23 protein-coding genes are annotated in these 25631 nt (G+C 72.6%); 9 read left to right on the top strand and 14 right to left on the bottom strand.

From position 1 onward, the window contains the following. Positions 1-20: 20 nt before the first annotated feature. Positions 21-857, bottom strand: coding sequence for an alpha-L-rhamnosidase-related protein (locus ACFZAU_RS20515; protein ID WP_500553345.1), 837 nt, complete (start codon positions 855-857; stop codon positions 21-23). Here ACFZAU_RS20515 and ACFZAU_RS20510 point away from each other — a divergent pair, their 5' ends adjacent. Then, a complete protein-coding gene (locus tag ACFZAU_RS20510; protein WP_500553344.1) occupies positions 858-1025 on the top strand; it encodes a hypothetical protein in 168 nt (55 codons plus the stop codon). It begins immediately after the preceding gene. A gap of 73 nt (positions 1026-1098) precedes the next feature. Here ACFZAU_RS20510 and ACFZAU_RS20505 read toward each other — a convergent pair whose 3' ends face one another. Beyond that, entirely contained in the window at positions 1099-1731 is a 633-nt protein-coding gene (locus ACFZAU_RS20505; protein ID WP_500553343.1) for a carbohydrate ABC transporter permease, read from the bottom strand. Positions 1732-1760: 29 nt separating this feature from the next. Then, complete coding sequence (locus ACFZAU_RS20500) at positions 1761-2054, bottom strand: hypothetical protein (protein ID WP_500553342.1); 294 nt, start codon at positions 2052-2054, stop codon at positions 1761-1763. Positions 2055-2319: 265 nt separating this feature from the next. Between ACFZAU_RS20500 and ACFZAU_RS20495 the strand changes: the two genes are divergently transcribed. Further along, on the top strand, positions 2320-3357 hold the full coding sequence (locus ACFZAU_RS20495; protein ID WP_500553341.1) for a LacI family DNA-binding transcriptional regulator: 1038 nt from the start codon (positions 2320-2322) through the stop codon (positions 3355-3357). 181 nt (positions 3358-3538) lie between these two features. Here ACFZAU_RS20495 and ACFZAU_RS20490 read toward each other — a convergent pair whose 3' ends face one another. After that, a complete protein-coding gene (locus tag ACFZAU_RS20490) occupies positions 3539-3988 on the bottom strand; it encodes an SRPBCC family protein (protein ID WP_500553340.1) in 450 nt (149 codons plus the stop codon). A 228-nt stretch (positions 3989-4216) separates the two neighbouring features. On the opposite strand from ACFZAU_RS20490, the gene ACFZAU_RS20485 reads away from it, so the two are divergent. Continuing rightward, positions 4217-4939: an HAD family hydrolase gene (locus ACFZAU_RS20485; protein WP_500553339.1), complete on the top strand. Its 723-nt coding sequence runs from the start codon at positions 4217-4219 to the stop codon at positions 4937-4939. 82 nt (positions 4940-5021) lie between these two features. On the opposite strand, the gene ACFZAU_RS20480 is transcribed toward ACFZAU_RS20485, so the two are convergent. Beyond that, entirely contained in the window at positions 5022-5195 is a 174-nt protein-coding gene (locus ACFZAU_RS20480; RefSeq protein ID WP_499600417.1) for a CsbD family protein, read from the bottom strand. 190 nt (positions 5196-5385) lie between these two features. On the opposite strand from ACFZAU_RS20480, the gene ACFZAU_RS20475 reads away from it, so the two are divergent. Next, positions 5386-6240 (top strand): RNA polymerase sigma factor SigF, encoded by an 855-nt coding sequence (locus ACFZAU_RS20475; RefSeq protein ID WP_500553338.1) that lies wholly within the window; start codon positions 5386-5388, stop codon positions 6238-6240. A gap of 66 nt (positions 6241-6306) precedes the next feature. Here the strand turns inward: ACFZAU_RS20475 and ACFZAU_RS20470 are convergent, their stop codons facing one another. From ACFZAU_RS20470 to ACFZAU_RS20450, 5 genes are all read right to left on the bottom strand, one after another. Beyond that, the gene (locus ACFZAU_RS20470) at positions 6307-7779 is read right to left on the bottom strand and encodes a glycerophosphodiester phosphodiesterase family protein (RefSeq protein WP_500553337.1); all 1473 of its coding nucleotides are present in this window, start codon (positions 7777-7779) and stop codon (positions 6307-6309) included. Between the two features lie 328 nt (positions 7780-8107). Next, positions 8108-9301, bottom strand: coding sequence for an ABC transporter permease (locus ACFZAU_RS20465; protein WP_500553336.1), 1194 nt, complete (start codon positions 9299-9301; stop codon positions 8108-8110). Then, complete coding sequence (locus tag ACFZAU_RS20460) at positions 9298-9990, bottom strand: ABC transporter ATP-binding protein (protein WP_500553511.1); 693 nt, start codon at positions 9988-9990, stop codon at positions 9298-9300. The genes ACFZAU_RS20465 and ACFZAU_RS20460 overlap by 4 nt, the downstream gene beginning before the upstream one ends. 38 nt (positions 9991-10028) lie before the next feature. Beyond that, complete coding sequence (locus ACFZAU_RS20455) at positions 10029-11180, bottom strand: efflux RND transporter periplasmic adaptor subunit (protein ID WP_500553335.1); 1152 nt, start codon at positions 11178-11180, stop codon at positions 10029-10031. Beyond that, positions 11164-11787, bottom strand: coding sequence for a hypothetical protein (locus tag ACFZAU_RS20450; protein ID WP_500553334.1), 624 nt, complete (start codon positions 11785-11787; stop codon positions 11164-11166). Before ACFZAU_RS20450 ends, ACFZAU_RS20455 begins: the two co-directional genes overlap by 17 nt. Positions 11788-11910: 123 nt before the next feature. Between ACFZAU_RS20450 and ACFZAU_RS20445 the strand changes: the two genes are divergently transcribed. After that, positions 11911-12609: a response regulator transcription factor gene (locus tag ACFZAU_RS20445; protein ID WP_499600423.1), complete on the top strand. Its 699-nt coding sequence runs from the start codon at positions 11911-11913 to the stop codon at positions 12607-12609. Then, entirely contained in the window at positions 12606-14411 is a 1806-nt protein-coding gene (locus ACFZAU_RS20440) for a sensor histidine kinase (RefSeq protein ID WP_500553333.1), read from the top strand. Before ACFZAU_RS20445 ends, ACFZAU_RS20440 begins: the two co-directional genes overlap by 4 nt. Before the next feature lie 67 nt (positions 14412-14478). Here ACFZAU_RS20440 and ACFZAU_RS20435 read toward each other — a convergent pair whose 3' ends face one another. Then, complete coding sequence (locus ACFZAU_RS20435) at positions 14479-17208, bottom strand: glycosyl hydrolase family 95 catalytic domain-containing protein (protein WP_500553332.1); 2730 nt, start codon at positions 17206-17208, stop codon at positions 14479-14481. A 1529-nt stretch (positions 17209-18737) separates the two neighbouring features. On the opposite strand from ACFZAU_RS20435, the gene ACFZAU_RS20430 reads away from it, so the two are divergent. After that, positions 18738-18932 (top strand): hypothetical protein, encoded by a 195-nt coding sequence (locus ACFZAU_RS20430; protein WP_500553331.1) that lies wholly within the window; start codon positions 18738-18740, stop codon positions 18930-18932. Positions 18933-19049: 117 nt separating this feature from the next. Here the strand turns inward: ACFZAU_RS20430 and ACFZAU_RS20425 are convergent, their stop codons facing one another. Then, complete coding sequence (locus ACFZAU_RS20425) at positions 19050-19301, bottom strand: hypothetical protein (protein WP_500553330.1); 252 nt, start codon at positions 19299-19301, stop codon at positions 19050-19052. 989 nt (positions 19302-20290) lie between these two features. Here ACFZAU_RS20425 and ACFZAU_RS20420 point away from each other — a divergent pair. Further along, positions 20291-20494, top strand: a complete 204-nt coding sequence (locus ACFZAU_RS20420) for a hypothetical protein (protein ID WP_500553329.1) — start codon at positions 20291-20293, stop codon at positions 20492-20494. 101 nt (positions 20495-20595) lie between these two features. Further along, positions 20596-23733, top strand: coding sequence for an ATP-binding protein (locus ACFZAU_RS20415; RefSeq protein ID WP_500553328.1), 3138 nt, complete (start codon positions 20596-20598; stop codon positions 23731-23733). On the opposite strand, the gene ACFZAU_RS20410 is transcribed toward ACFZAU_RS20415, so the two are convergent. Together ACFZAU_RS20410 and ACFZAU_RS20405 are read right to left on the bottom strand one after the other, a co-directional pair. Then, positions 23714-24505, bottom strand: coding sequence for an ABC transporter permease (locus tag ACFZAU_RS20410; protein WP_500553327.1), 792 nt, complete (start codon positions 24503-24505; stop codon positions 23714-23716). The genes ACFZAU_RS20415 and ACFZAU_RS20410 overlap by 20 nt on opposite strands. Next, positions 24502-25467, bottom strand: a complete 966-nt coding sequence (locus ACFZAU_RS20405; RefSeq protein WP_500553326.1) for an ATP-binding cassette domain-containing protein — start codon at positions 25465-25467, stop codon at positions 24502-24504. Before ACFZAU_RS20405 ends, ACFZAU_RS20410 begins: the two co-directional genes overlap by 4 nt. Positions 25468-25631 lie beyond the last annotated feature (164 nt).

The raw sequence follows: 25631 nt of genomic DNA, 5'->3' as shown, positions 1-25631 counted from the left end.
CCGGCCGGAGTACGGGAGCGCTACCCGGCCGGGTGCACGTCCCGGGCCACGAAGACGTACGTGCCGGAGGGCACGTCGTAGACCGCGCGGTCGCCCTCGACGCGCCGGAAGGTCGCGCCCTTCGGGACGTCGTGCGGCGTGCGGCCGCCCGTGGGGACCCGGACCTCGGCCGTGGTGTTCGGCGGCACCTCGACCTCCAGCCGGAAGGTGCCCTTCTGCAGGGACCAAGCGGACGCCACCTGCCCCTGGGGGGTCCGGTAGCCGCCCTCGACGTGGGTGAGGTCCCCGACGACGCGCGGGTCGATGACGAGGTTCCGGTAGCCCGCCGTGCCGCGGGCCTGACGGATGCCGGCGAGGCCGCTGTGGAACCACTCCTCTATCTGCAGCAGGATCATGTGGTTCTTGGAGTTGCCCATGTCCCACTGCTCGGGGTGGGTGGTGAGCCCCTGCGGGTTCGCCGTGGTCGGGGCCATGAAGTACCCGTAGCTCGGCCGGGTGTCCTCCTGCAGCACGTCCCACAGGACGTCGTCGCGGCCCCCGTCCGTCAGGGCGCGGACGATCGGGGCGAGGCCGATGGTGCCGCCGCTGAGGTGCGGTCCGCCGCCGAACGGCTGGAAGGCGTAGATCAGTTCGTCCAGCCCGTCCAGTACCCGTTGCCGTTCGCCCTCGGGGACCAGGCCTTCGTCGAGGGCGAGGGCCTGGGCGGCCTGGGTGGCACCGGTGGTGCCCGCGTCGCCCTGGGCGGTGTAGCGGCCGAGGGTCGTGTTGTAGAAGGCGTCGTTGAACGCGGTCTTGATGTTGGCGGCGAGGCTCCGGTACTCGGCGGCGTCGGCGTGGCGGCCGAGGAGGCCGGCCATATGACGGCCACGCTGCCGACGGTGACCAGCACGCTGTTCAGCAGCGCGCCGCCCAGTCCGCCCTGCTGCCAGGCCTGGGTGAAGTTGTCGAAGGTGGGCGAGGTCGTCGGACGGATCGGCGAGGAGGTGTCCGACGTCGGCCGCACAGGCAGGTTGACCAGGACGTAGACCGGGAAGGCGACCACCAGGGACACGGCGATCATGACCAGCTCCAGCACGAAGGTGCCCTTGCGGTAGCGCTTCACGAGGCGGCCCTCTCTCCGCGGGCCAGCGCCAGGTACTGCCCGGTCGACGCCACCGCCACGATGATCGTGAGGACGACCGCGAGAGCGATGCTGTATCCGAACTCGCCCAGGGTGAAGGCGTCTTTGTAGATCAGGGTGGACAGCGTGTCGGTGGCGTGGCCCGGGCCGCCGCCGGTCAGGGCGTAGACCTGGTCGAAGAGCTTGATCCCGCCGATGATCGACAGCATCAGGTTGATGGTGAGGGCCGGGGCCAGCAGCGGGCGGGTGATCGACCAGAACCGGCGGACCGGGCCGGCGCCGTCGATGTCGGCCGCCTCGTGGATCTCCTTCGGCACCGACTGCAGGCCGGCCAGGAAGATGACCATGGAGTAGCCGCCGAACTGCCGCACGACGACCCCCACGATCGACCAGAGGGCCAGTTGCGGGTCACCGAGCCAGTCCTGCCCGAGGGAGCCCAGGCCGACCGCGCCGAGGAGGCTGTTGACGGCGCCGTCCGGGCCGAGCAGGTTCCGCCACAGGTAGGCGGTCACGATCGGGGTGATCACGGCGGGCGCGAACAGCGCGACCCGGAGCACGTTCCGGGTCTTGATGAGGCTGTTGACCCCGAGCGCCAGCAGGAGCCCGAACACGTTCTGGATGACGGTGATCGATACCGCGATCAGCAGCGTGTGCCAGATGCCCGCACCGCGTCCGGGTCGTCCAGCAGACCGGTGAAGTTGTCGAAGCCGATGAAGGAGAAGTCCGGTGCGAGGCCGTCCCAGTCGGTGAAGGCGTAGTACACGCCCCGGGCGCTGGGCACCAGGACGACGAAGGCGAACAGCACCGTGGCCGGGACGGCGAACCACCACGGGGAGCCGGACCTGCGCCGGCCGTCGCGGGGGCGCCCGTCGCGGGGACGACTGGGGACGACGGCGGCCGGTGGCGGCAGCGGTTCGCGCGAGGCTGCGGGCATTGACGGCACGCGGCACCCCCATTCTTAAACGTTTCAATCCGATGGGTAACGTTTCCCAAAACGTGCGACCGACCCTAGGGAGGGGCCCGACGCAACGTCAAGATGTCGGACGTGATGCACCGGCGTTTCAGCGAGGAGGATCATCAACTTCCCCATGAGCTGCGGGAAAGCCCTGCCGGACGGTACGGTTCGCGGATGGGACGTACGCCGGTGCAAGATGCGTGTGCCGGGCAACGTTTCCCGAACGTGCCCTGGAGGGAGCCAGATGGAACCGCCCGCGCAGTCCAAGCGCGTCACGATCGTCGACGTCGCGCGGCATGCCCAGGTGTCCACGACCGCGGTGTCCAAGGTGCTGCGCAACGCGTACGGGACCAGCCCGCAGATGCGCGCGAAGGTCCGTCAGGCGATCGACGACCTGGGATACCGCCCCTACGCCGCGGCCCGGGGCATGCGCGGCCAGACGTACACGGTCGGGGTCATGCTGCCGGACATCCGCAACCCGTTCTTCCCCGAGATCCTCGACGGGATCACCGACGCCCTGTGGGACACCGACTACCAGGTCCTCATGGCCCCGGGGCGCAACGGCGAGGCGGCGGAGGCCAAGGTCACCGAGGCCATGATCGACCGCGGGATGGACGGCGTGATCCTCGTCGCGCCCGTCTCGTCACGGGCCCACCTCGAACGCGTCGCCGGCACGGTGCCGACCGTGGTCGTCGGCCGGCACGGCCAGTCGGCCGCCTACGACACCGTCTCCGACGACGACTTGGCCGGCGCCGCCCTCATCGTCGACCACCTCGCCGGCCTCGGGCACCGCCGGATCGCGCACATCGAGCACGACGAGACCGACCCCCGCCGCATGGAGGAGATGCCCAACGCCATCCGGGCCGACGGCTACCGGCGTGCCATGCGGGCCCGCGGCCTCGAGGACGAGATCGACATCGTCTCCACCACCTATACCCAGCAGGGCGGTTACCTCGGCGCGCGGCAACTGCTCGCCCGGACGCCGCGGCCCACCGCCGTGTTCGCCGGCGCGGACATCGTCGCCATGGGCGTGCTCCAGGCCGTCTCCGAGGCGGGGCTCAGGGTTCCCGACGACATCTCCATCGCCGGGTACGACAACACCACCTTCGCCGCCCTCGGCCCCATCTCGCTGACCAGCGTCGACCAGGCCGGCCGGCACATCGGCGCCAACGCGGCCCAGCTGCTCGTCGAACGCATCGGGGACCGTACCCGCCCCACCGCCCAGATCAAGTTCTCCCCCACCCTCGTCCCCCGGCACACCACCGCGCCGCCGGCCGGCTGACGCCCCGGGCAACGCCACCCCCCGCGGGACCTGCCGCCGGGAGGGCGTGCGTGCCTCCGTCCGGTCGCTCTGCCCCGGTCGCGCCCCGAAACCCCGGGGAACGACGGCCCGCCCGACGCCGTGCACGGCGCAGGTCCCGGACGCCGCCGGGCGTCCGGGACCTGCCTGTCGGGAAGGGCGCCTACACCTCGCCGCGCCAGGAGCCGCTCTCCATGCCGCGCGTCTCGATGTACTCCTTGAACCGCTTGAGATCGCCCTTGGCCTGGCGCCTGACGACGCCGAGCTTGTCGGCCACCGTGTCGGCCACGCCGTGCGGCTCGTGGTCGAGCTGCAGCATGACCTTGGTGTGCCGGTCGTCCAGGCGGTGGAAGGTGACCACCCCCGCCTGGTGGACGTCCCCGCCCACCGTGTTCCAGGCGACCCTCTCGTCGGGGATCTGCTCACTGATCTGGGCGTCGAACTCGCGCTTGACGCCGTCGACCTTGGCGACCCAGTGCGTCAGGGTCGGCGTACGCTGCTCGATCCGTTCCACCCCCTCCATGAACCGGGGGAACTCCTCGAACTGCGTCCACTGGTTGTACGCCGTCGTGACCGGCACCGCGACCTCGACCGACTCCTCAACCGTCGACATGTGCCCACCTTCCTGGTCGGCATCCGCTTCGGGATGCGGCGTCTGTTTCTCTCGTGGCCCGCGCCTGCCCGGGAGGACCGGGGGCAAACACCGCGCCGCGCTCCCCCGGCACACGGACCGGCCGGCCACGCCGCGCCCGCGCTGGCACCGGCCGCCCGCAGGTGGGACGGTGAGAAGGGAGCGGTACGCCGCGATCCTTGTCGTTCCTGCCGCGGTGTCGGCTCTCTGGTGGACCCGACGATCCTGGAGGTCGGGCGGATGGATCCCCGGCACGCACTGGCGTTGTTCGACTTGGACGGCACACTCGTGCGCCGGCGTACGTCGTTCAGCGACGCGGTGACGGCGCTGTGCCTGGAGCACGGCTTCGGGGTCGAGATCAGGGCCTGGATGCTCAGCGAACTCGCCGACCGTGCCAATGCCGACGACTTTGTGCGGCTGGGCCATGAGTACGCGCTCGACGGCGGGGCGCAGTTGTGGCGGGAGTTCGTCGACCGCATGGCGGACGCCGTCACCTGCGACCCCGCGGTCCTCCAGGGGCTGGAGCAGTTGCGGGCGGACGACTGGCGCATCGGCATCGTCGCCAACGGGGCCTCCGACGTGCAGCGCGCCAAGATCGGCGCGACGGGACTCGCCGGGCTCATCGACGGTGTGGCGGTCTCGGGCGACATCGACGTCCGCAAGCCCGACACGCGTCTGTTCGCGCTCGCGGCCGCGCGCTGCCGAACGCCGCTCTCGCCCGCGGCATGGATGACGGGCAACAGCCCCACCGCGGACGTCGGTGGTGGACACCGGGCGGGCATCCACACCATATGGGTTCGAGGACATCGGTGGCCGGACGGGTTCCCCGCTCCTTTCCACACCGTCGACGGTGTGACCGACGCGATCTCCTACCTGCTCCGCGACGGATGCCGCCACAGGGAAGGGGGCGGTCGGGAGCCGGGGAACCGGTGACCCGCACCCCGGCGTGCGCGCACGCGTGTGGGGCAGCCCCCGAGCGGCTGCCCCACGCGCCGGACCGTCCGGACGCCGCTGCTCAGTGCCGGCCGATGTCCTTGATCTTCTCCTTGGCCTGGCGGGCGTCGCCCTTGGCCTGCTGCATGCGGCCCTCGGCCGTCAGCCGCTCGTTGCCCACGGCCTCTCCGGCGGTCTCCTTGGCCTTGCCGACAGCCTGCTCGGTCTTCGCCTTTGCCTTCTCGTCCGCGGCCATGCTGCTCACCTTCCTGGCATCGGGATCATGTGCTGTGACCTCGTCTGACCGCTGTGCCCGGTCGTAAACACGGTGGTCCGAGCCGCTCGCGAGGTGCCCTTGTGACGATGTGGAGTGACCGGCTCCCGGGCGGGTAGACGGGCTCTGCGCCGAGGGCGCGGGTGCACGTACGGACGAGGAGGTTGCCGGGATGGGGATCGCAGTGGCCGGCGAGGATGTGACGGCGACGCGGGAGACGGGCTCCGCGCGGGTGCCGACCGGGGCGGCGGGCGTCATGACGCCGCTCGAGATCCGCCACGTCTCCAAGGCGATGTTCGCCCGCCTGCACACGCTCGAGGAGGGCACGCCCGAGTACCAGTACGTGCGCAACACCCTGATCGAGATGAACACCTCCCTGGTCCGTTTCGCGGCCCGCCGGTTCTCCCAGCGCGCGGACCAGATGGAGGACATCCTGCAGGTGGGGACAATCGGCCTGATCAAGGCCGTGGACCGGTTCGACCCCGATTTCGGCGTGGAGTTCGTGACCTTCGCGGTCCCCACGATCGTGGGCGAGATGAAGCGGTTCTTCCGCGACACGAGCTGGTCCGTCCGCGTGCCGCGGCGTCTGCAGGAACTGCGGCTGGAGGTGGCCAAGGTCACCGACGCGCTGGAACTCGACCTCGGGCGGGCGCCGACCGTCGCCGAGCTTGCGGCCCGGATGGGGATCGGCGAGGAGGAGGTGCTGGAGGCGATGGTGGCCGCCAACGCCTACTCCGCCTCGTCCCTCGACGCGCCGGCGACGGAGGACGAGGACGGCGGGACCGCTTGGGCGGAGCGCCTGGGCTACGACGACGGCGCGTTCGGCAGGATCGAGGACATCGAGGCGGTCAAACCCCTCATCCGGGAGCTGACCGAGCGGGAGCGGCTCATCCTGTCCCTGCGGTTCGGGGACGAGCTGACCCAGGCGGAGATCGGCGCCCGGCTGGGGATATCCCAGATGCAGGTGTCCCGGCTCCTGTCGCGGATCCTCACCCGCCTGCGCAGCCAGGCCCTGGCCGCCCGGTAGTCCGCCTCGCCCCGTCAGGTGCCGGGTCCCGGCCGGCCCCCCGCGGCGAGGGCCGGCCGGGGCGCGTCAGTGGCGGACCGGGTCCAGCTGGAGGTAGTCGAGGTTCCAGTTCTGGTACGCGTCCTGCGGGAGGCTGACGCGGAGGGTGTGCCGGCCCGCGGCGAAGAACTGCCGCACGCCACTGGTCTGGAGGACCTCCTTGTTGTGGCTCGTGGTGTTCCGCACCTCGACCCGGCCGCTCTCGGCGCCGCCGTCGAAGGAGACGGTGTACGTGCCGGCGGGCGTGTACGGCGAGGACACCCGGGCGGAGAGCGCGTAGGTGCCGGAGCGCGGGACGTCCACGCCGTAGGTCAGCCACTCGCCGCCGCGCATCCAGCCGACGCGGACGTTGCCGTCGGCGTCGTCGATGTCGACGTCCTCACCGGGTCGCATCTTCAGTCCGCCCGTGTTGCCCGCGTCGTTGTCGTGGTAGCCCTTGTCCCGGCCGGGCAGGAAGTCCTCGGCCTGCACGCGCACGGCGCCGCGGGGCAGGGGGTCGCCCTCGCCGGTGCGCAGCCAGGACTCGAACTTCTCGACGTCGTCCGTCTGGAAGACCGTGGTGCGGTAGCTGCGCGCCAGGGCCTCCCAGCCGCGCAGCGGGTCGGTCAGCGACGCCTCGTCGGTCATGTGGTCCGCCAGGCCGTTCCACATGGTGTTGTTCCAGACGCGGCTGCGGGCGGCCAGGGCGTCGAGGAACGGCCTGCGGGCGACGGCGTCCTGGACGCTGTCGTAGTTGACCTCGTAGGCCACCGGCTGGTCGTCGCCGAACTCGGCCACGGCCGAGAGGTTGGCGTCGGTGATCATGTGCATGTAGAGGGCGCCGTGGTGGGCCGAGCGGAAGGCCTCGACCTCCGGCACGGAAGCATCGCTCTTGTAGACCCCGTTGCGCACCGTGCCCGTCCGGGTCAGGACGTCCCAGACCTGCTCCCGGTACGGCCAGCCCTTGTCCAGGTTGACCAGGCCCCGGTTCCTGGCGAGTTCCATCGCCTCTTCCAGCGTCGGCACCCGGGCGTCGGTGACCGCCGCCTGGCCGCCGCCGAGTCCGGCCTTCAGACGGAGCTGCCTGATCTGGGCGAGCGTCATGCCCGCGACGGGGCCGGTGCCGTTGGTGGTGCGGTCCACGGTGGTGTCGTGCATCAGGACGGGAACGCCGTCCTGCGTCAACTGGATGTCGGTCTCGATGATCTCGGCGCCGTCGTCGAAGGCGGCCGTGAAGGCCGCCAGCGAGTTCTCGGGGGCATCGCGCCACTGGCCCCGGTGCGCCACGGTGAGGATCTTCGCGTTCGAGCCGTGGTCGAGCAGGTCCCGATGGGCGCGGACGGCGGCCGTACCGCCCGATCTGCCCGGACCCCCGAAGATGTACGACGTGCCGCCCGCGCTCCGGTCCGAGGCGAGGGCGACACCGGACGACGGGCGGTCGCCGGAGAACCCGGTGAAGCCGGCGACCACGGCCAGCGCGGCGGCAACTCCCGTGAGCTTGTGGATGGTTGATCTCCTCATGGCCCCGGACGGTAGGAAGGCGGCGGAAAGGAACGGAGTACGCCGCACGCCTCGCCGGCGTCCGGCCACCCAACAATCCAGGACCGCCGCCCGAAACCGCCACCCCACGGCACCCCCCTTCCGTCCCCGGGCACGGATCTTCCACCTCGCCCCGCGGTTGCCCGGCCACGGGGCCGGATGAGACCCGGCTGCCCGGACATCGACCAGTCACTGATCGTCGCCTGGGCTCACCGGTCGTCATCACCCGTCAGGTCGGCGAACGCCCTCCGGCGCAGCCGCGTCGCCACGTTGCCGGCGAACCGGGTGGCGGGTGACCGGGGAAGCCCGCTCAGACCGCCGAGAGGGCCTGTGTCGGGGGCAGGCGCGAGGCGCGCAGTGCCGGGTAGACGCCTGCGACGGCGCCCACGACGACCGCGCCGGCCAGTCCCGTTCCGAGTGCGAGGGGCGGCAGGACGGGCGGCCACGCCTGGGAGAGCGCGTAGCCGGCCGTGCCCGCCGCGCCGAGCACGGTGCCGCTCAGCCCGCCGAGGACGGAGAGCATGACGGATTCCGTCAGGAACTGCCCCCGGATCTGGCGGCGGTTCGCGCCGAGGGCGCGGCGCAGGCCGATCTCGCGGCGTCGTTCCAGGACGGAGACGAACATGGTGTTGGCCACTCCGATGCCGCCGACCAGCAGGGCGACCCCGGCGAGGCCCAGGAACAGGGCGGAGAAGGTGTGCTCGGTGGCGCGCTTGGCGGCCAGGGCGTCGGAGGGGCGGCTGACCTGGACGAGTCCGGGCAGTTCGGGGTTGACGGTGGCGGCCAGCACGGCGCGTACGGATTCGATCTGCGGCTCCCGTGCCTTCACGTAGACGACCGTGGGGTGGCCGTCGAAGGCGAGCCGGTCGCGTGCGGCGTCCCAGCCGACCAGTACGGAACTCTCCAGGTCGGGCGTGAGCGGCATCGGCCCGAGGACGCCGATCACGGTGAACCGGTGCGAGCCGATGGTCACCAGCGGCTCCCGGCCCGGGATGACGCGGTCGATGCCCAGGCGCTCCGCGGAGCGCCGGCCGAGGACGGCGGTCGGGAAGCGTTCGGTGGCGCGGTCGAGGAACCGGCCGGAACGTACCGTGCCGCCGACCGTGGCCAGCAGGTCGGTCCTGGCGGCGAGCACGCTGAGCCCGATCGAGTCGTTGGGGTCGGCCAGGTCGGAACGCCGCACGGTGGTGTGGGTGTTGGCCACCGCGGTGGCGCTGGTGACGGGGCCGATCCGGGCCGCCATGGCGTCGGCGGCCTCCGGGAGCAGCGCCTTGTCCCCGGCGTCGGGCTGCGGCTGGGCGCGCAGCATGTTGGTGCCGAGCGCGGACAGTTCGTCCATCAGGGCCCGCTGGCTGGAGGCGGGGATGCCGGTGACGACGACCAGGGTCGCGATGCCGATGGCGATGCCCAGGGCGGACAGCGCGGCGCGGGTCCTGCGGGTGCGCAGGCCCAGCAGGCCCAGGCGCAGGACGTCGAGGGGGGACAGTCTGATCGGCCGGTTCATGCCGGGCTCCAGGCGTCCGCGGAGGCGGGGGTGGGGGTGCCGGGAACGGCGGTGTCCGAGGCGATCCGGCCGTCGCGCAGCCTGACGCGGCGCGGAAGCCGGTCGGCGATGTCCCGGTCGTGGGTGATGACCGCGATGGTGGTGCCTTCCTGGTTCAGTCCGGTGAGCAGGTCGAGTACGGCGCGGCCGTTGGCGCTGTCGAGGGCTCCGGTCGGTTCGTCGGCGAGGACGAGTGCGGGTTCGTTGACCAGCGCGCGGGCGATGGCGACCCGTTGCCGTTCGCCGCCCGACAGCTGCTGGGGCAGGTGGCGGGTGCGGTGGGCCAGGCCGACCCGGGCCAGCGCCTCTTCGGCGCGGGGGCGCCGCAGCCGTCGTGGCACGCCCGCGTAGAGAAGTCCGGTCGCGACGTTCTCCGTGGCGTCGAGGCCGTCGGTGAGGTGGAAGTGCTGGAAGACGAAGCCCAGCAGCCGGGCGCGCAGTGCGGACAGCCGCCGGTCGGACAGTCCGGCGGCGGCGTGGCCGGCGATCTCGACCGTTCCGCTGGTCGGCCGGTCGAGGGTGCCCATGATGTGCAGCAGCGTGGACTTCCCCGAGCCGGAGGGCCCCAGGATGGCCAGGAGTTCCCCCTGCCCGACGCTGAGCGAGACCCGGTCCAGGGCGGTGACGTCGCCCGCGTAGGTCTTGGTCACCTCGTGGACGACGAGGGCGGGTGCCGGGGGTGCCGTGCTCACGAGGCGGTCACCACCGTCATGCCCTCGCTGACCCCGGCGCCGCTCACTTCCACCAGGCCGTCGGCGAACATCCCCGTCTCCACGGGGACCAGCGAGGAGTCGGGGCGCTGCAGCGCGTAGCCGCCCTCGCTGAGCGCGAGGAGCGCGGTGACCGGGACGGCCAGGACGCCCTTGCGGTCGGTGGTGCTGAAGCGGACCTGGACGGAGGCGGAGTCCAGCGCCTTCACGTCGGCGCTGTGCCGCGGCGTGACGGTGACGTCGACCGTGGGGGCTCCTGTCTGCGCGGTCGGGTCGTCGGCGGAGCCGCCCTGGACGGCGTGCGACACGGCGGTGACCGTGCCGGGGATCTCCCGGCTGTCGGGCAGGGTGATCGTGACGCTCTGCCCGGTGCGGAGCGCACCGACCTCGGCGGCGTCCACACTCACCGCGACCGACTTCGCGGTGGTGGTGTACGTCAGCACCTCGCCCTCGGCCGGGTCGCCCGGGACGGCGGTGACGGTGTTGACCCGTACCGGCCCCGGCAGCACCAGCGCGCGGCCCGGCAGGAGGGTGCCGGTCGCCTCCTGGCCGGTGTCGCGCTGCCAGCGCTTCAGGGCGGCGCTCAGGGAGGGGGTGAACTCCGAGCCCGGGCTCGCGAAGCGCGAGGGCGCGCCGCCGCGGGTTCCGCCCGTGCCGCTGCCGCCGCCGGTGTCGCCGACGTCGTAACCGAGGGCCCGCAGGTTGTCCGCGAGCACCGTGACGTCGTTGCCGCGCAGGCCCGGCTTGTCCAGCGCGCGGAAGAACGGGGTGTCGCCGAGGAAGACGACGACGGGCCGGTCGTCCACCCGGTACAGGGGCTTGCCGCGGACGGCCGTGGCGCCGGGCGACGGCAGTTCGGTGAGCACTCCGGTGCCGGTGCCCTTGAGCGTCCGCAGCGGGCCGTGGCCGAGGGTGCCGGGCAGGGTCCTGTCGCTGCCCAGGTCGGTCCTGGTGACCTTGACGGTGTCGAGCCGTACCGGGTGGTCCGGCGCCGTCCGCGGACTGCCCTGCCGGGCGCTCCAGGCGGCGGTGGCGCCGCCCGCGCCGCCCGCGGTGAGCAGGACGGCCAGGGCCACGGTGAGCCGGCGCCGGCGCCGCTTGGGGAGGCGGTGCTCAGCTGTGCTTGCCACCGAAGGCCTCCATCGTGCAGCTCTTGTCGACCTTGAGCCCCTCTTCCTCGCTCAGTGTGTTCTGGCCGTCGTAGGTCCAGCCGGAGTTGTCGGACAGCGAGACGACCTTGAGCCCGTGGGAGTTCAGGCACTTGATGTAGGCGCGCCAGTCGTCGTCGAAGTGCGGGTTCCTGTCGCGGTCCAGCTCGGGCGGCTGGAGGGGCAGCTTGCCGGCGCACGTCTTCTCGGCGGCCTTGGCGGTGGGGCTGTTGTCGTTCTGGTCGATCGAGTAGGGGCCGCGGGACAGGAGCATCTTGTGCCCGTGCTCCTTCAGGCAGGAGGCGTAGGCGTTCCAGTAGCGGTCGCGCTCGGCGTCGGAACTGTCCAGGCGGAGCTGCGGGCGGCCCTGCTCGCCGCCGGCGGGGGTCGCCGCCGTCGAGGACCGCGGCCCCGGCGCGGCGGGGCCGGTCGCCAGGGAGGCGACGTCGTGTTCCCCGGACCGGTCGCCGGACGCCGTGCCGGAGCCCTCGCCGGAGCCGCCGGAGCCGCCGCAGGCGGTGAGCAGGACGGCGCAGACGACGGCGGCTGCCGCGCCGGCCAGGCGGTGCGGGAAGTATGGGTGGGTCATGCCGACCGATCGTGGCCGGTGAATGTGGGGAACCTGTCAGGAAGCGATCGGCATCCCGTGGTCCCTCCAGGACGGGACCCCGACGCCGCAAATACGACACTTGCCGTACTTATACTCCCGGCCATGAGCGCACACATACTGGTCGCCGAGGACGACGAGAAGCAGGCGCAGCTGCTGCGCGTGTACCTCGAGCACGAAGGGCACGCGGTCACCGTCGTCCACGACGGCCGCGCCGCCCTGGAGGAGCTGCGCCGCGACCCGCCGCACCTGCTCGTGCTGGACGTGATGATGCCGAAGGTCGACGGGCTCGACGTCTGCCGCATCCTGCGCCGCGAGTCCGACCTGCCGGTGCTGATGCTGACCGCCCGCTGCACCGAGGACGACCTGCTGCTCGGCCTGGACCTGGGCGCCGACGACTACATGTCGAAGCCGTACAGCCCGCGCGAGCTGACCGCCCGGGTGCGCACCCTGCTGCGCCGCGCCCGGCCCTCCGGCCCGCCCGCCCCGGAACCCGACCCGACGCTGACCGTCGGCGGCCTGCGCATCGACCCCACCCGGCACGAGGTCACCTGCGACGGCAACGGCGTCGAGTGCACCCCCGGGGAGTTCCGGCTGCTGGAGACGCTGGCCGCCCAGCCGGGCCGGGTCTTCACCCGCGAGCAGATCCTCGGGCAGTTGCACGGCACGGGGCGCTACTTCACCGTCCGGACGGTGGACACCCACGTGATGAACCTGCGCCGGAAGATCGAACCCGATCCCGCCCGTCCGGTGCGGCTGCTCACCGTCTACGGGGTCGGCTACGTGCTGTCCGACGCCCCGTGAGCGGCCGCTTCCACAGCAGCCTGGTGGTGCGGCTGCTCGCGCTGTCGGTGCTGGTCTCCGTGTGCTCGATCGCGGCCACCGCCTGGCTCGCGGTCCGTACGACCACCCGGGCGATCCGGCAGGAGCAGGGCCAGGTCATCTCCGACGACGCCCGGATCTACGAGGCCCTCCTGGGCCGGGCCGCCGCGCACACCGACTGGCGGGGCGTGCAGCCGCTGGTGGACCGCCTCGCCCGCGAGACCGGGCACCGGGTCGTCCTCACCACCCAGGACCGCCGGCCGATCGCCGACTCCGCCGGCGCCGCCCACCGTACCCCGCTGCCGGACCGGGCGTCGGCGACCGTGGACCCGCTCGCCGTCGACACCGCCATCGCGGGGTCGGCGGGCGGCGACCGCATCGACTCCCGTGCCGTCGGTCCCTTCCGGCTGACGCAGGCGGAACGGACGCGGCTGACCGGCCTCGCACAGCGCCGCGTCGCCTGCCTGCGGGACCTGGGCCTGCCCGCGACCACCGTCACGGCGGCGAGCGGACGGCCCCGGGTGAGCACGCCGGGCTACAGCGGCGATCGCTGCGCCGCCGACGTCCTGGACCGGCCCACCCGCACCGAGGCACGTGCGCTCGGCCGGCTCGACGGCCTGGTCGACGCCTGCCTGGGCCGCCGGGGCAGCGGCCCCGTGGAGCTCGCGCCCGACCTCACGTGGACGCCCACGCGAAGCCGCGGACGCGTGGACCAGGGGCTGGTCTCCTCGTGCCTGGACAGCGCCCGCCGGGAGCAGCTCGCCCCCTACGTCGCGCCGCCCGCGCTGCTCTTCATCGGCTCACCGCGGGACGCGGCCGCCGCGTCCCCGTTCGACCTGTCCGCGCCGAACCGCCTCCGCATGGCCGGGGTCGTCGCCGGCGTGCTCCTGCTCACCGTCGTCGTCACCGCCGGCCTGGGCCTGCAGCTGGTCAGACCGCTGCGCGCGCTCACCGCGGCCGCCCAGCGCGTGAAGGAGGGGGACGTCGCCGCGCGCGTGCAGGTGACCGGCAAGGACGAGATCGGCCGCCTCGCCGAGGTGTTCAACGACATGTCGCGGCAGCGGACCGAACTGGAGCGGCTGCGCACCGAGATGGTGGGCGACATCGCCCACGAACTCCGCACCCCGCTGAGCAACATCCGCGGCTGGCTGGAGGCCGCCGACGACGGGGTCGTCCCGGCCGACCGCGCCCTCGTCGGCTCGCTGCTCGAAGAGGCGCTCCTCCTGCAGCACATCGTCGACGACCTCCAGGACCTGGCCGCCGCCGACGCCGGCGCGCTGCGCCTGCACAAGGTGCCGTGCGACGTCGGTGAACTCCTCCAGCAGGTCGCCACCGCGCACCGCGGACGCGCCGACCACGCTGGCGTCCTCCTCTCCGTCGACGCCGGCGCGGCGGACGCCGGCGGCATCGGCACCGTCGTCGCCGACCCCGTACGGCTTCGCCAGGCCGTCGCGAACCTCGTCTCCAACGCCCTCCGGCACACCCCGCCCGGCGGCACCGTCACGGTCACGGCGCGCCGGGAGGGCGGCACGGTCGCCGTCGCCGTCGCCGACACCGGCGGCGGCATCCGGCCCGAGGACCTGCCCCGGGTCTTCGACCGCTTCTGGCGCGCGGAGAAGTCCCGCAACCGGGGCACGGGCGGCAGCGGCCTCGGTCTCGCCATCGTCCGCAACCTCGCGCAGGCCCACGGCGGCTCGGTGACAGCCGAGAGCACCTACGGCAAGGGGTCGCTGTTCACCCTGCGGCTGCCGGGTGACGAGCGCGGAGCGGGTCGCACGCCCTGACCTGACGCTCCGCCTGCGACCTGGGGCACGGACCGGGGGCACGTCCCTCCCCCGGTCCGCGGAGGCCCTACGGTGTGATGCGCAGGGCGTCCACCATCCCCACCGACGTGCTGCGGTTGACGATGCGGATGGTGTGCGTTCCCCTGGTCAGGCCGCTGCGCTGCCAGACGGTCTGCTGCACCTGCCGCGCGCCGGAGACCCGCAGGTCCACCGTCGCCTGGAGGGCGCCGTCGAGGTAGACGTCGACCGGCCCCATGTCGCCGTTGCGCTCGGAGATGTAGGCGACTCCGGTGCCGGTGAAGGTGTACTGGGCGACGGCGTTCACCGTGGTGCTGTGGTGGGTGTCGTCGTTGTAGTCGCCGTAGCCCCGCCCACTGGTGGGGTGCCAGTTGCTGTCGTAGGTCAACTGGGTGTTGTTGACCATGGGGTTGGGCGTCTGGGCCATGCCCAGGGTGGAGGTGGTGCCGCTCAGGGTCTTCTCCCCCTGGTTCGCGGTGCCGGTGAGCCGTACGGGCGTGTAGGAGGAGAGCGGCTTGGCGGTGCGCTCCACCACGTAGACCCTTCCGGCGGCCGTGGGCAGGTCGAACTCGGCCGCGGTCGTGGTGAGCACGGTCGTGCCGCCGGTGACGTCGCGGACCCTCACCTGCTGGGTCCCCCACGGGTTCACGACCCGGGTCGTGTTGCCGTACAGGCTCTTGATGCCGACGTACTTCACCTCGCCGGCCTCGCGCTCCGAGCTGACGGTGAAGCCGCCCTTGGCCAGCAGGGTGAAGCGTCCGGTGAACGAGGAGTCGCCCGGCACCGCCGGGAAGACCCGGATCTTGTCGTTGTAGGACTGGAGCAGCGACTCGTTGAGGGCCGCGAGGTGCACCCCGAGGTACTCGAAGACGCCGTTGGTGTTGTCGGTCATGCCGTTGGGATAGGTCTGGTACTTGCGGAGCATCGTCTTCATGCCCTGGTACGCCTGGTCGCCCAGGCCCAGCCGGGCCGCCTGGACGGCGTCGTTGGCCCAGACGTTGCCGTACGGGAAGGGACGGGCGTTGAAGGTGTTCACGGCCTTCTGCTGGTCCGGGAAGCCGATGCCGGTGCGGTCGTAGGGCCAGATGATCTCGGCCGCCACGTTCTCCCCGTTGCGGGTCTGCGCGAGCGGCGGGGTGTGCGGCAGGTAGACGTCCGCGGTGGACGGGTAGGCGATCAGGTTGTCCACGATCCGCTGCCACTGCGGCCGCAGGTCGGCGTCCAGGCCCAGGGACTGGGACGCGCGGATCGCGAGGGGGAACAGGGTGCGCACGGCCGCGAGGTCGGTGATCGCGTTCGGCACGTTCCAGTACGTCTCGTGCGCGTGCGAACTCGCGACGAAGTACTTACCGGAGGCGGAGTCGAAGGACAGCTTCGCGGCGTAGAACTTCACCACGTCCCGCATGAACGGGTAGGCGGTGTTGCGCAGGTAGGCGGAGTCGTTGGTGTACGCGTACTGGAGGTACATGTTGTACGCGGCCTCGGTGCCCGTCGACCAGATGTTGTTGGTGAAGTCGCTGTTGACGGTGCCGCGGGCGTTGCCGTCCCAGCCCATGGTCTCCGGCACCCACAGCCCGTCGACGTTGTAGCGGGTCCTGGTGTACGCCTTCAGCGCCGCCGCGTTGCCGCTGTAGAGACGGTTGAAGCCGGCCATCAGGTCGACGTGGTTGGAGGCGAGGAAGGAGTTGTAGACGTCGCGCTGGTTCCAGAACCAGTACGCGTTGCTCCACTTGGTCTGGTCACCGGTGGCCCGGAAGACGCCGTTGATGAAGTGGAACGGATTGGTGCCGTATCCGCCGGCGGCGATCATGTACGTGCTCAGGTAGTAGATGTTCTCCAGGTAGTCCGCGTCCCCGGACAGCCCCGAGTACTGCACGAACGACTTGCCCCAGAAGTTGTGCCACCAGGACGTGTAGTCGCCGAGCGTCGCGCTGTAACCGCGGGTCTTGGCCGCTGCCAGGGCGCGCTTGGCCTCGGCCACCGAGTCGTGGGAGGGCGCGTTGAGCCGGGTGCTGGCGGTGAACCAGATGGTGTAGCTGCGGGACGGGGTGATCGACAGGCGGACGGTCCGGCCGTCGACGACCCGTGTGCTGTAGGCCGCCCCCTCCACCGTGGCCGCCAGGGTGTAGCCGAAGTTCTGCGGGTCGGACTGGCCGCGGCTGATGCCGGCTCCGGTGGAGTCGGCGTACGTCGAGACCGTCTTCCAGGTGTTCAGGTTGGGCACGTCACCGCTGTTGCCCAGCTGGGAGACGTCCCACAGGCCCAGGTCGAGGTTGACGGCGGAGACCCCGGAGCGCGAGTCCTCCACGTGCACGCCCATGACCTCGGAGTTCGGCACGCCCATCACCGTCACGGTGCGGTTGGCGTCGTAGGAGGTGGTGAGGGTGCCGTCGTAGAGCGACAGGCGCTGCTTGTAGGTGCTGTAGCCGCTCTCGAGCGCCGGGGTCGTGGACAGGTTGAGCAGTCCCGCGCCGAACGCCGTCTGCTGCGAGGTGTCCACGCCGGACACCTGCATGGTCAGCCCGTTGCTCTGCCAGGCCATCGCGCCCGTACGGCCGTTGCCGACGGTCAGCCCGTGCAGGGGGTCGGTGGTGGGCCGGTTGTAGACGACGTCGTGCTTGGACATGTAGGCGCCGCGGTCCACGTTCAGGGCGCCGGTGGCGGAGTCGAACGCGGCGTCCGTCGGTGCCGCCGCGGCCGGGGCCGAGAGGCCGACGGCGGTCGCGGTCATGATGCAGACGGCTGCGAGCGCGGCTCGCACGAGCCTGCGCAGTCTCATCGAATGCCCTCCCTACGGGTCATGGGGGTGAGGACCGGTGCGCGACAGCGCGCGGCTGGAGCGCGACCGGTCGAGGTGGAACCCGATTGATCGGATGACTCGCCCGGAACGCTTCGTCAGCGCACTCCCTTCCACGCACCGTGCGAGGGCACGCGGAAGCGGTGCGCAGATCAGACGCCCCAAAGCGCGCACGACAAGCCGGGGTACGACGCACGGGGGTACGACGTGACGTCGGCATGGCCGCGTCAAAGGAAGTGAACATCGGATGTCTTGGCCGGTCAACACTCAGCGCAAAACGTCCGGCCGATGAGGTCGGTCGGACGCGTCACCGCCGGCGGTCCGCCGTCAGGCGATGACCGTTGATCGAACTCCGCTGTACCGTGTGCCTGCGGATCGGGGGCGTTTCATGAGCGAGGGGGCTGTGATGCAGTGGGGTTCTCGTGCCGCTGCCATAGCAGCGGATGAGGCTGCCGCCCGACGTGGCGCGGGGCGACAGGTGTATTCGGTACTGGTCGAGCTGGAGCCGCTCGGGCCGGGACGACGAATGACCTCTCGGACGTGATCGAGCAGGTGGAAGCGGTGGGCTGGAGGCTGGACCACGTGGCGCCGGCGCCGCACGCCGCACATCCCCGTCCGATGACGCTCCTGGTGTTCCGTGTGACCGCGCTGCCGCGCACGCCCGGGGCCCACAGTGGAGAACCCCTCCCATGACGTTCTCGCCCGCCGGGACTGACGGGCTCTCGCCGCTCCGGCCTTCGCGGCCCTGCCGTGGGGCGCGCCCGCGACATGGTGCTGTCCCGCCACGCGGCCGCTCACTGTGCGGGGCACCGAGATGCCTCCCCGGGGCGCGGGCCGGCTGGGAGAACGTTGTCTTCCGATGCTTCGGTGGCCTGCGGGAGCACAACCGTCCCGCGCCGCCGTCAGGGCGCCAGCTCGCCCGATCCGCGGGGGATCAGAGGGGGCGGCCCTGCCGTGGGCCAGGTCGGTGGACTCCGGCGGGGCCGCGCGTGGGCCCGCCCGGCCGGCCCCGAGCCGTTGTGTGGCCGGGCGGGCGATCGGGGGATCGGACGGCCGCGGTCTCCGCTCCGCGCGGGAGGCGGAGGCTCCGGCCGCCGCCCGAGCAGTCGTCCGGGGCGGCGGGTGCGGGTCTGCTCGTCCGTCCCGGGCCTCCTCGCCGACCGAGGCCCTGAGTGGGCGGGACCCCGGTCCTCAAGGGCGCCGACCGCCGGGGGCGGGCGGCTCCGCCCGGTCGCCTTACCTCAGACCCGCCGCCGAAACCTCGGAGGGCGATCCGGCGCCGCAGGGGACCGTGAGCGGGAGCACACGATCGCGCGCCGGCATGCGCACCGCCAGGTCGCAGAATTTCCTCGCCTGGGGGTTTCGGCGCCGGGCGGGAGGCAAGGCGCCCTTCCGGAGCCCGCCCGCCCCCTGACGCACCCCCGGGCGGCTCTCCGAGAGCCCGTGCTCTCGGCGATCGGCGCCCTTGCAGACCGGGACCCCCGGGGGCCCCGGCCGGCGAGGAGGACATTGTGGATCTGAAGACCCGGATGCACCGACCCGGGGAGAAAGTCCCGGTCAGCGGCATCTACGAGTGCACCTGCGGCAAAAGCCACCGCTTCACCAGCACGGACGTGCAGGGACACACCTTCCCACCCGTTCCGGCGGGCTGTCCCGGCGTCCACTGGCGTCTGCTGACCCCCGCCCACGCGGAACGCAGCCCCTGACGCGTCCCGGACGCCCGCCCGGTCGCGTGCGATGACGGCACACGCGGCCGGACGGGCCACTATACGGCCCCACCGACGCTCCTTGCCCGAGCCCCGGTGGGGCCCCGCCCCCGGCGCCTACGGGGTGAGCGCGACGTAGACGGATCCCTCGGTCGCGGACCACGTGAAGCCCTGGTGCACCGTGCGGGCACCGTCGGTCAGGAGGCGGGCGGCCATGGCGGTGACCGCCTCGTCCAGGTCCGGGGTCTCCTCCGGCGCCCGCTCCCGGGCGCGGTCGGCACACAGGTAGAGGGTCCGCAGAGCGGCCTCGACGTCGTGCACCTGCTGGCCCGCGTGGGCGGCGGGCTTGATCTCCCAGCGCATCTGCATGGCATCGCCCCTCCGGAAGGAAGCGGACACAGCCACAGGATGCCGCTCGCCGGACCGGTGCGCATGCCGGGTGGCACGCCGAACGCCGTCGACCTGCTCCTGTCCCTGACCTTCATCAGGCGTCGTACTCCCGAGCGGGACGCCGCCGCTCTGCTCGAGGGCCAGGTCTTCGAGGCCGCAGCGGTCAGCAGGACCGTGGGTCGCGTCGTCATGCTGAACGCCGGCAAGGGCGGGCGGATACAGCACCTCAAGATCGGGTCACTTTCGTCGCCCAGGGACGGCCTCTGGTGTGGCGTGAGCGCCGCACGCGCCAGGAGACGGTGCTGGGCGGCCCCTTCGCGCTCAGGCGACTCGACAAGAAGGTCCCGCTGAACGGCAGGCTCGCCTTACACGAGCTGACCACGGCTGACGGAAGCCATGAGGTCGCGCTTCCCAAGAAGGACGCCCCGCTGTCTCGCTCGCGATGGGCCAGGACGCGCTGGCGGCACCCACCCCCGGATGACTCCCGCCGGAGGCCGGGGTTCACAGCCCGCGGGCCCGGGAAGGTGACGCTTGACATTCGGGGCGCCGACGGTGGGTCGCCGGCGGAACCCGCTCTACCCTGGCCCCAGGGCGGAGTCGCGCGGTGGGGGCCGATGATGAGGCGTACGTACGGAAAAGTCGCGGGAGCGGCCTACGTGGCGCTGGTCGCGGGTCTGGCCCAAGGTCGTGTCGTCAAACGCCCCCCTGCTCAGCGACGCCTGGCACGGCACCTCGCTGCGTTGTCGAATCGTCCGAGTAGCCCACTACGAGGACGACTCTCCGCCTTGCGATGCACCGCACCTGGGGGCACCTCCCGGCGCAAGCTGGGGGAGCCGCTGAGCCCGCCCTTCGGGCGGTCGGCGCTCGTTTGACGACACGACCTAGCGGGAGCCGTCGAGGAACGAGCCGTCTTCTACCTGTCCGCCGTCGCGTTGACCCTCCCCTCGGGCGCCGTCGCCCTTCCGGCGATGTACGCCGGGTATGCGGCGATCTCGGCGATCGGCTCGATCTGGGCGCCCGTCGCCCGGCCGGACGGAACGGAGGCCGGCTGGCTGGGCCTCGGCAGCGCGACACTGAACGTGACGCTGCTGGTCTGCGCCGCGCTCACCAATGTCGTTCTGCTGGAACGCATCGCACGCCGACGGCGCGGCGCCACGGCGGAAGGCCAGTAGCCCCGGCCCGCTGCGGGTCCGGGCCGGCCGCCGCCCCCTCCGCACCCTCAGCGGTCGCCCTCAACGACCGCCCGGCACACCCCTGTCGATAGCCTGACCGGGTGACGACCGACCTGACCCTCCTGTCCCGCGTGGCCTACCGCGGGCGGGAGATCACCGCGCCCCGGCTGCGCGGGCTGCTCGCGCTCCTCGCCGGCGAACTGCGCGCCGGTTGCAGCACCGCGCGCCTGGTGGACGGGCTGTGGCGGGACGAGCTGCCGGCCAACCCGGCGAACGCGCTGCGGATCCTGGTCTCTCGGGCCCGCTCGCAGCTCGGGCCCGACGTCGTGATCAGCACCCCGACCGGCTACCGGCTGGCCCTGGACGAGGAGCAGGTCGACAGTTCGGCGGTGCTGCGCCGCGCCGAGGCGAGCGCCCGGCACTCCCGGGCCGGGGATCACGCGGCCGCCCTGGCCGGCGCGCAGGAGGGCCTCGCCTTCTGGGACACGGCCCCGGACGCCGACGCCGCGCCGGGCGACCCCGTGGCGGAACTGCGCGCCGAGCGGGCACCGCTGTACGCCGCCCTCGCACGCTCCCGCGCGCTCGCGCTCGCCCGGCTGGGACGACTGGCCGAGGCCCTGACGCCGCTGGCCGAGGTCTTCGCCGGGACGCCGCGCGACGAGGAGGTGCTGGCCGAACTGCTGCGCGCCGAGGCCGCGACGGCCGGTCCCTCGGCGGCCCTCACCCGCTACGACGCGTACCGGCGTGAGCTCCGCGACGACCTCGGCACCGATCCGGGCACCGCGCTCAGGGCCGTGCACCGGGAGCTGCTGCAGACCGAGGCCCCCGCGGTCCGGTACGGAGTGCCGCACGACCCGAACCCGCTGCTGGGACGGGACGAGGACCTGGCGGCGGTGGACGGGCTGCTGCACTCCTCGCGACTGGTCTCGATCGTCGGTCCCGGCGGGCTCGGCAAGACACGGCTCGCGCACGCCGTCAGCCGCCGGGCGGAACAGCGGGTGGTGCACTTCGTCTCGCTGGCCGGCGTCGGTGCGGACGAGGACGTGGCCGGCGAGGTGGCGTCCGCGCTCGGCGGCGGGGAGGCGCCCCGCGGTGGCGTCGCGGCGTACGGCGGCGGGGCGGACGTGGCCGCCGGGATCGTGGCATCCCTCGGCGCCGGCCCCGCGCTGCTGGTGCTGGACAACTGCGAGCAGGTCGTCCGGGGCGCCGCCGGCCTGGTGCGGGAACTCGTGGCGCTCTCCCGTGACCTGCGGGTGCTGGTCACCAGCAGGGCAGCGCTGGGGCTGAGTTCGGAGGCGGTGTACCAGCTGCCACAGCTGAGCCTGGCGACCTCGGTCGCGCTCTTCGAGCAGCGGGCCCGGGCCGCGCGCCATCACGTCGAGCTGCCGGCCGACGCGGTCGCCGAGCTGTGCCGGCACCTGGACGGGCTGCCGCTCGCGGTGGAGTTGGCGGCGGCGCGGGTGCGGGTGCTGTCCGTTCCCGAGATCGCCCGGCGTCTCGGCGACCGCTTCACGCTGCTGCGCGGCGGGAGCCGGGACGCCCCCGAGCGGCACCGGACGCTCCTCGCGGTCGTGGAGTGGAGCTGGAACCTGCTGGAGGACGACGCGCGGGCCGCGCTGCGTGCGCTGTCGGTCTTCCCCGGTGGCTTCTCCGGCGAGGCCGCCGAACAGCTGCTGGCCGACGGGGGCGACGCGCCGTATGTGCTGGAGCAGTTGGTGGACCAGTCGCTGCTGAAGGCCGCCGACACGGCGGCCGGGATCCGCTTCCACATGCTGGAGACGGTGCGGGAGTTCAGCGCCGCCCGGCGGGCGGCCGCCGGCGAGGAGGACGGTGTCACCGACCGGTTCCTGGGCTGGGCACGGCGGTTCGGACTCGCCAACCACGATGTGCTGTTCAGCGCCGAACCGCTCCGGCACTGGGCCCGGCTGCGCGCGGAGCAGGACAACCTCGTCCTCGCCCTGCGGATCGCCCTGGCCCGCGCGGACCACGCCACCACCGCCGCGGCCGGCGCGGTGCTGGCCTGCGTGTGGCTGACCGACTCGGCGAGCTTCCACCGCGTGCTGACCCTGGCCGCCGACACCGCGGCGCCGCTGTCGCACTACCGCCCCGACGCCCCGCACACCGAGGTCACCCGCACCCTCAGCGCCGTGTGCACCGCGGGCCCGTTCATCGGGTTCGGGCCCGTCCGGCCGCGCCACCTCGTGACCCTGCGACGACTGCCGTCCGCGGAGCCCGACACGCTCCTGCGCGCGCTCGCCACGGTGCTGTGCGCCGTTCCGGACATGCGCCCGCCCGGCTACGAGGCACTGCGCAAGCTGTGCGGGAGCGACGCGCCGCTGCTGGCGGGCATCGCCGAGTGCGTGGCCAGCTACCTCTGGGAGTACGAGCACGAGCCGGAACGCGCGCTGTCCTCCGCCCGGCGGATGCTGGCCATGGTCGACGCCGTGCCCAACCCGTCGCTGCGGCTCCTCGGCCACTCCCGTTGCAGCGAGTTGTGCGCGGACGCCGGCCTCGGCGAGGAGGCGTACGGGCACCTGCTGGCGGCGCTGGACACCCTGACGCACCTGAGCGACCAGTCGCCCACGACGGGCCTGCGCCGGGGCCTCGTCCTGGCCTGCCTGCAGCGCGGTGAGCCGGACGAGGCCGAGGAATGGCTGCGGCGGGTGGAGCGGAGCGGGTCCGGGGAGCAGGCCGCCGCCCACACGCCCGACCTGGCGGCCTCGGCGGAGATCGCACTGGCCCGGGGCCTCACCGAACTGGGCCTGGGCCGCTGGCGGATGGCCGTGGAGCAGCAGCGCGCGGGCGACCGGCCGCCCGCCGACCCCACCATGGACGCGTGGGCGCAGGTGATCGAGGCCCACGCGGTGGCCGCGCACGCGTACGCCGGGCGGCTGGAGCCGGTCGCCGGCCTGGTGGCCGAACTGGACGGCCGGCTGCGCGCCGCGCTCGCCGACGGCTCCGGCCCGGCCGGGGAGGTACTGCGGCACGGCACCGGCGTCCTCGCCCTGGGCCTCGCGCGGCTCGCGGCGGGCGACGCGTCGGCGGTGCGCCTGCTGGCGCTGGCGGGACGACTGCACGTGTCCCAGGTGTTCCAGCCCACGATGTCCCTCGACCGTGCCCGGCGGGCCGCCGAGGAAACGGACGGGGCGGCGTACGCCGACGCGGTGTCGGAGTACGCCGCCCTCGGACGGGAGGGGCTGCGGGAGGCAGCCCGCGCGCTCATTTCGGGTCGCGGTTGAACTGCGCGGTCGACCAGAGGTAGCCGAGCACGGTCAGGCCCGCGCACCAGGCGACCGTGATCCACCCGTTGCCGCCGATCTCCGTGCCGAGCAGCAGGCCGCGCAGCGTCTCGATGGCCGGGGTGAACGGCTGGTACTCGGCGATCGGCTGGAACCAGCCCGGCATCGTGTCGGCCGGGATGAAGGCGCTCGAGATGAGCGGGAGCAGGATCAGCGGCTGGGCGCTGTTGGCGGCCGCCTCGGCGTTCGGACTGGCCATGCCGATGCCGACCGCGATCCAGGTGAACGCCAGGGAGAACATCACGAGCAGCCCGAACGCCGCCAGCCACTCCAGGGCCGTCGCGTCCGTGGACCGGAAGCCGATGGCGACGGCGACGGCCCCGACGAGGACGACGCTGGCCACGCACTGCAGGACGCTGCCGACGACGTGCCCGATGATCACGGAGCCGCGGTGGATGGCCATGGTGCGGAAGCGGGCGATGAGGCCCTCGCTCATGTCCATGGAGATGTACACGGCGGCCCCGATCACGGTGCTGCCGATGGTCATCATCAGGATGCCGGGGACGATGTAGGCGATGTACTCGGAGCGGTCGGCGCCACCGCCGCCGATGCCCGCGCTCATCACGTCACCGAAGATGTAGACGAACAGCAGCAGCAGCATGATCGGCGCGAGCAGCAGGTTCAGGGTGGTGGACGGGTAGCGCCGCGCGTGCAGCAGATTGCGGCGCAGCATGGTGCCGGAGTCGCGGACCGCGAGGGACAGGGTGCTCATCGGACGTTCTCCTTGGGCTGGTCGGGGACGCTGACGGGGCTGGTGAGGGCGAAGAAGACGTCGTCGAGGTCGGGGGTGTGCACAGTCAGCTCGTCCGCCTCGATGCCGGCCGTGTCCAGCCAGTCGAGGATCGAGCGCAGCTCGCGCTGGCTGCCGCCGCTGGGGATCTGCAGGGTCAGCGCCTCGTCGTCCCGGGTGGCCCCGCGCAGTTCGTCGGCGGCGGAGCGGTAGGCGGCGGGGTCGGTGAAGCGGAGCCGTACGTGGCCGCCGGGGATGAGCCGCTTGAGTTCCTCCGCGGTGCCTTCGGCGGCGATGGTGCCGTTGTTCAGGACCGCGATGCGGTCGGCGAGTTCGTCGGCCTCCTCCAGGTACTGCGTGGTGAGGAAGACGGTGACGCCGTCGGAGACCAGCTCGCGGATGATCTGCCACATGGTGTGGCGGCTGCGCGGGTCCAGGCCCGTGGTGGGCTCGTCGAGGAAGATGATGCGGGGGCTGCCGACCAGCGTCATGGCGATGTCGAGGCGGCGCTTCATGCCACCGGAGTAGGTCGACGCGGGCTTCTTGGCCGCCTCCGTGAGGTCGAACCGCTCCAGGAGCCCGGCGGTCACCTTCCTGCCCTCGCTCTTGGACAGGTGGTGCAGGTCGGCCATCAGCAGCATGTTCTCCTCGCCGGTGATCAGCCCGTCGACGGCGGAGAACTGCCCGGTGACGCCGATCGCGGCGCGCACCGCCTGCGGCTCGACGGCGAGGTCGTGGCCGCCGACGCGGATGTCGCCCGCGTCGGGGGTGACGAGCGTGGAGAGGATCTTGACGGCGGTGGTCTTGCCCGCGCCGTTGGGGCCCAGGAGGGCGAAGACCGTGCCCGTGGGCACGTGCAGGTCGATGCCCTGGAGGACCGGCTTGTCCCCGAAGGACTTCCGCAGCCCCGTGGCCGCGATGGCGGATGCGTGGGTCGTTGTCATGCCCCGGAGTCTGCGCGGGCCCGCGCTCAACGAGCTTTCAGCGCGGTTTCACCAACCACCGCCCACCGCCCACCCGGTGAAACGTGCTGTTCGGCGTGGCGCGTACGGCACGTCCGCCGCCCGCTCGCGCGCTCCGCGGCCGGTTGCGGCTCGATCCCCGACTC

This window comes from Streptomyces sp. NPDC008238 (assembly GCF_042956445.1).
Classification (GTDB): Bacteria; Actinomycetota; Actinomycetes; order Streptomycetales; family Streptomycetaceae; genus Actinacidiphila.
Note: the sequence above shows the minus strand (reverse complement) of the source record. Positions and strands in the feature narration are given on the sequence as shown.

Excerpts from the sequence above, each read along its gene's own strand:
- ACFZAU_RS20435 (WP_500553332.1), bottom strand. The coding sequence starts at position 17,208 with ATGAGACTGCGCAGGCTCGTGCGAGCCGCGCTCGCAGCCGTCTGCATC.
- ACFZAU_RS20470 (WP_500553337.1), bottom strand. The coding sequence starts at position 7,779 with ATGAGGAGATCAACCATCCACAAGCTCACGGGAGTTGCCGCCGCGCTG.
- ACFZAU_RS20495 (WP_500553341.1), top strand. The coding sequence starts at position 2,320 with ATGGAACCGCCCGCGCAGTCCAAGCGCGTCACGATCGTCGACGTCGCG.
- ACFZAU_RS20465 (WP_500553336.1), bottom strand. The coding sequence starts at position 9,301 with ATGAACCGGCCGATCAGACTGTCCCCCCTCGACGTCCTGCGCCTGGGC.
- ACFZAU_RS20405 (WP_500553326.1), bottom strand. The coding sequence starts at position 25,467 with ATGACAACGACCCACGCATCCGCCATCGCGGCCACGGGGCTGCGGAAG.
- ACFZAU_RS20510 (WP_500553344.1), top strand. The coding sequence starts at position 858 with ATGACGGCCACGCTGCCGACGGTGACCAGCACGCTGTTCAGCAGCGCG.
- ACFZAU_RS20425 (WP_500553330.1), bottom strand. The coding sequence starts at position 19,301 with ATGCAGATGCGCTGGGAGATCAAGCCCGCCGCCCACGCGGGCCAGCAG.
- ACFZAU_RS20410 (WP_500553327.1), bottom strand. The coding sequence starts at position 24,505 with ATGAGCACCCTGTCCCTCGCGGTCCGCGACTCCGGCACCATGCTGCGC.
- ACFZAU_RS20445 (WP_499600423.1), top strand. The coding sequence starts at position 11,911 with ATGAGCGCACACATACTGGTCGCCGAGGACGACGAGAAGCAGGCGCAG.
- ACFZAU_RS20420 (WP_500553329.1), top strand. The coding sequence starts at position 20,291 with ATGTACGCCGGGTATGCGGCGATCTCGGCGATCGGCTCGATCTGGGCG.
- ACFZAU_RS20480 (WP_499600417.1), bottom strand. The coding sequence starts at position 5,195 with ATGGCCGCGGACGAGAAGGCAAAGGCGAAGACCGAGCAGGCTGTCGGC.
- ACFZAU_RS20475 (WP_500553338.1), top strand. The coding sequence starts at position 5,386 with ATGGGGATCGCAGTGGCCGGCGAGGATGTGACGGCGACGCGGGAGACG.
- ACFZAU_RS20450 (WP_500553334.1), bottom strand. The coding sequence starts at position 11,787 with ATGACCCACCCATACTTCCCGCACCGCCTGGCCGGCGCGGCAGCCGCC.
- ACFZAU_RS20490 (WP_500553340.1), bottom strand. The coding sequence starts at position 3,988 with ATGTCGACGGTTGAGGAGTCGGTCGAGGTCGCGGTGCCGGTCACGACG.
- ACFZAU_RS20500 (WP_500553342.1), bottom strand. The coding sequence starts at position 2,054 with ATGCCCGCAGCCTCGCGCGAACCGCTGCCGCCACCGGCCGCCGTCGTC.
- ACFZAU_RS20515 (WP_500553345.1), bottom strand. The coding sequence starts at position 857 with ATGGCCGGCCTCCTCGGCCGCCACGCCGACGCCGCCGAGTACCGGAGC.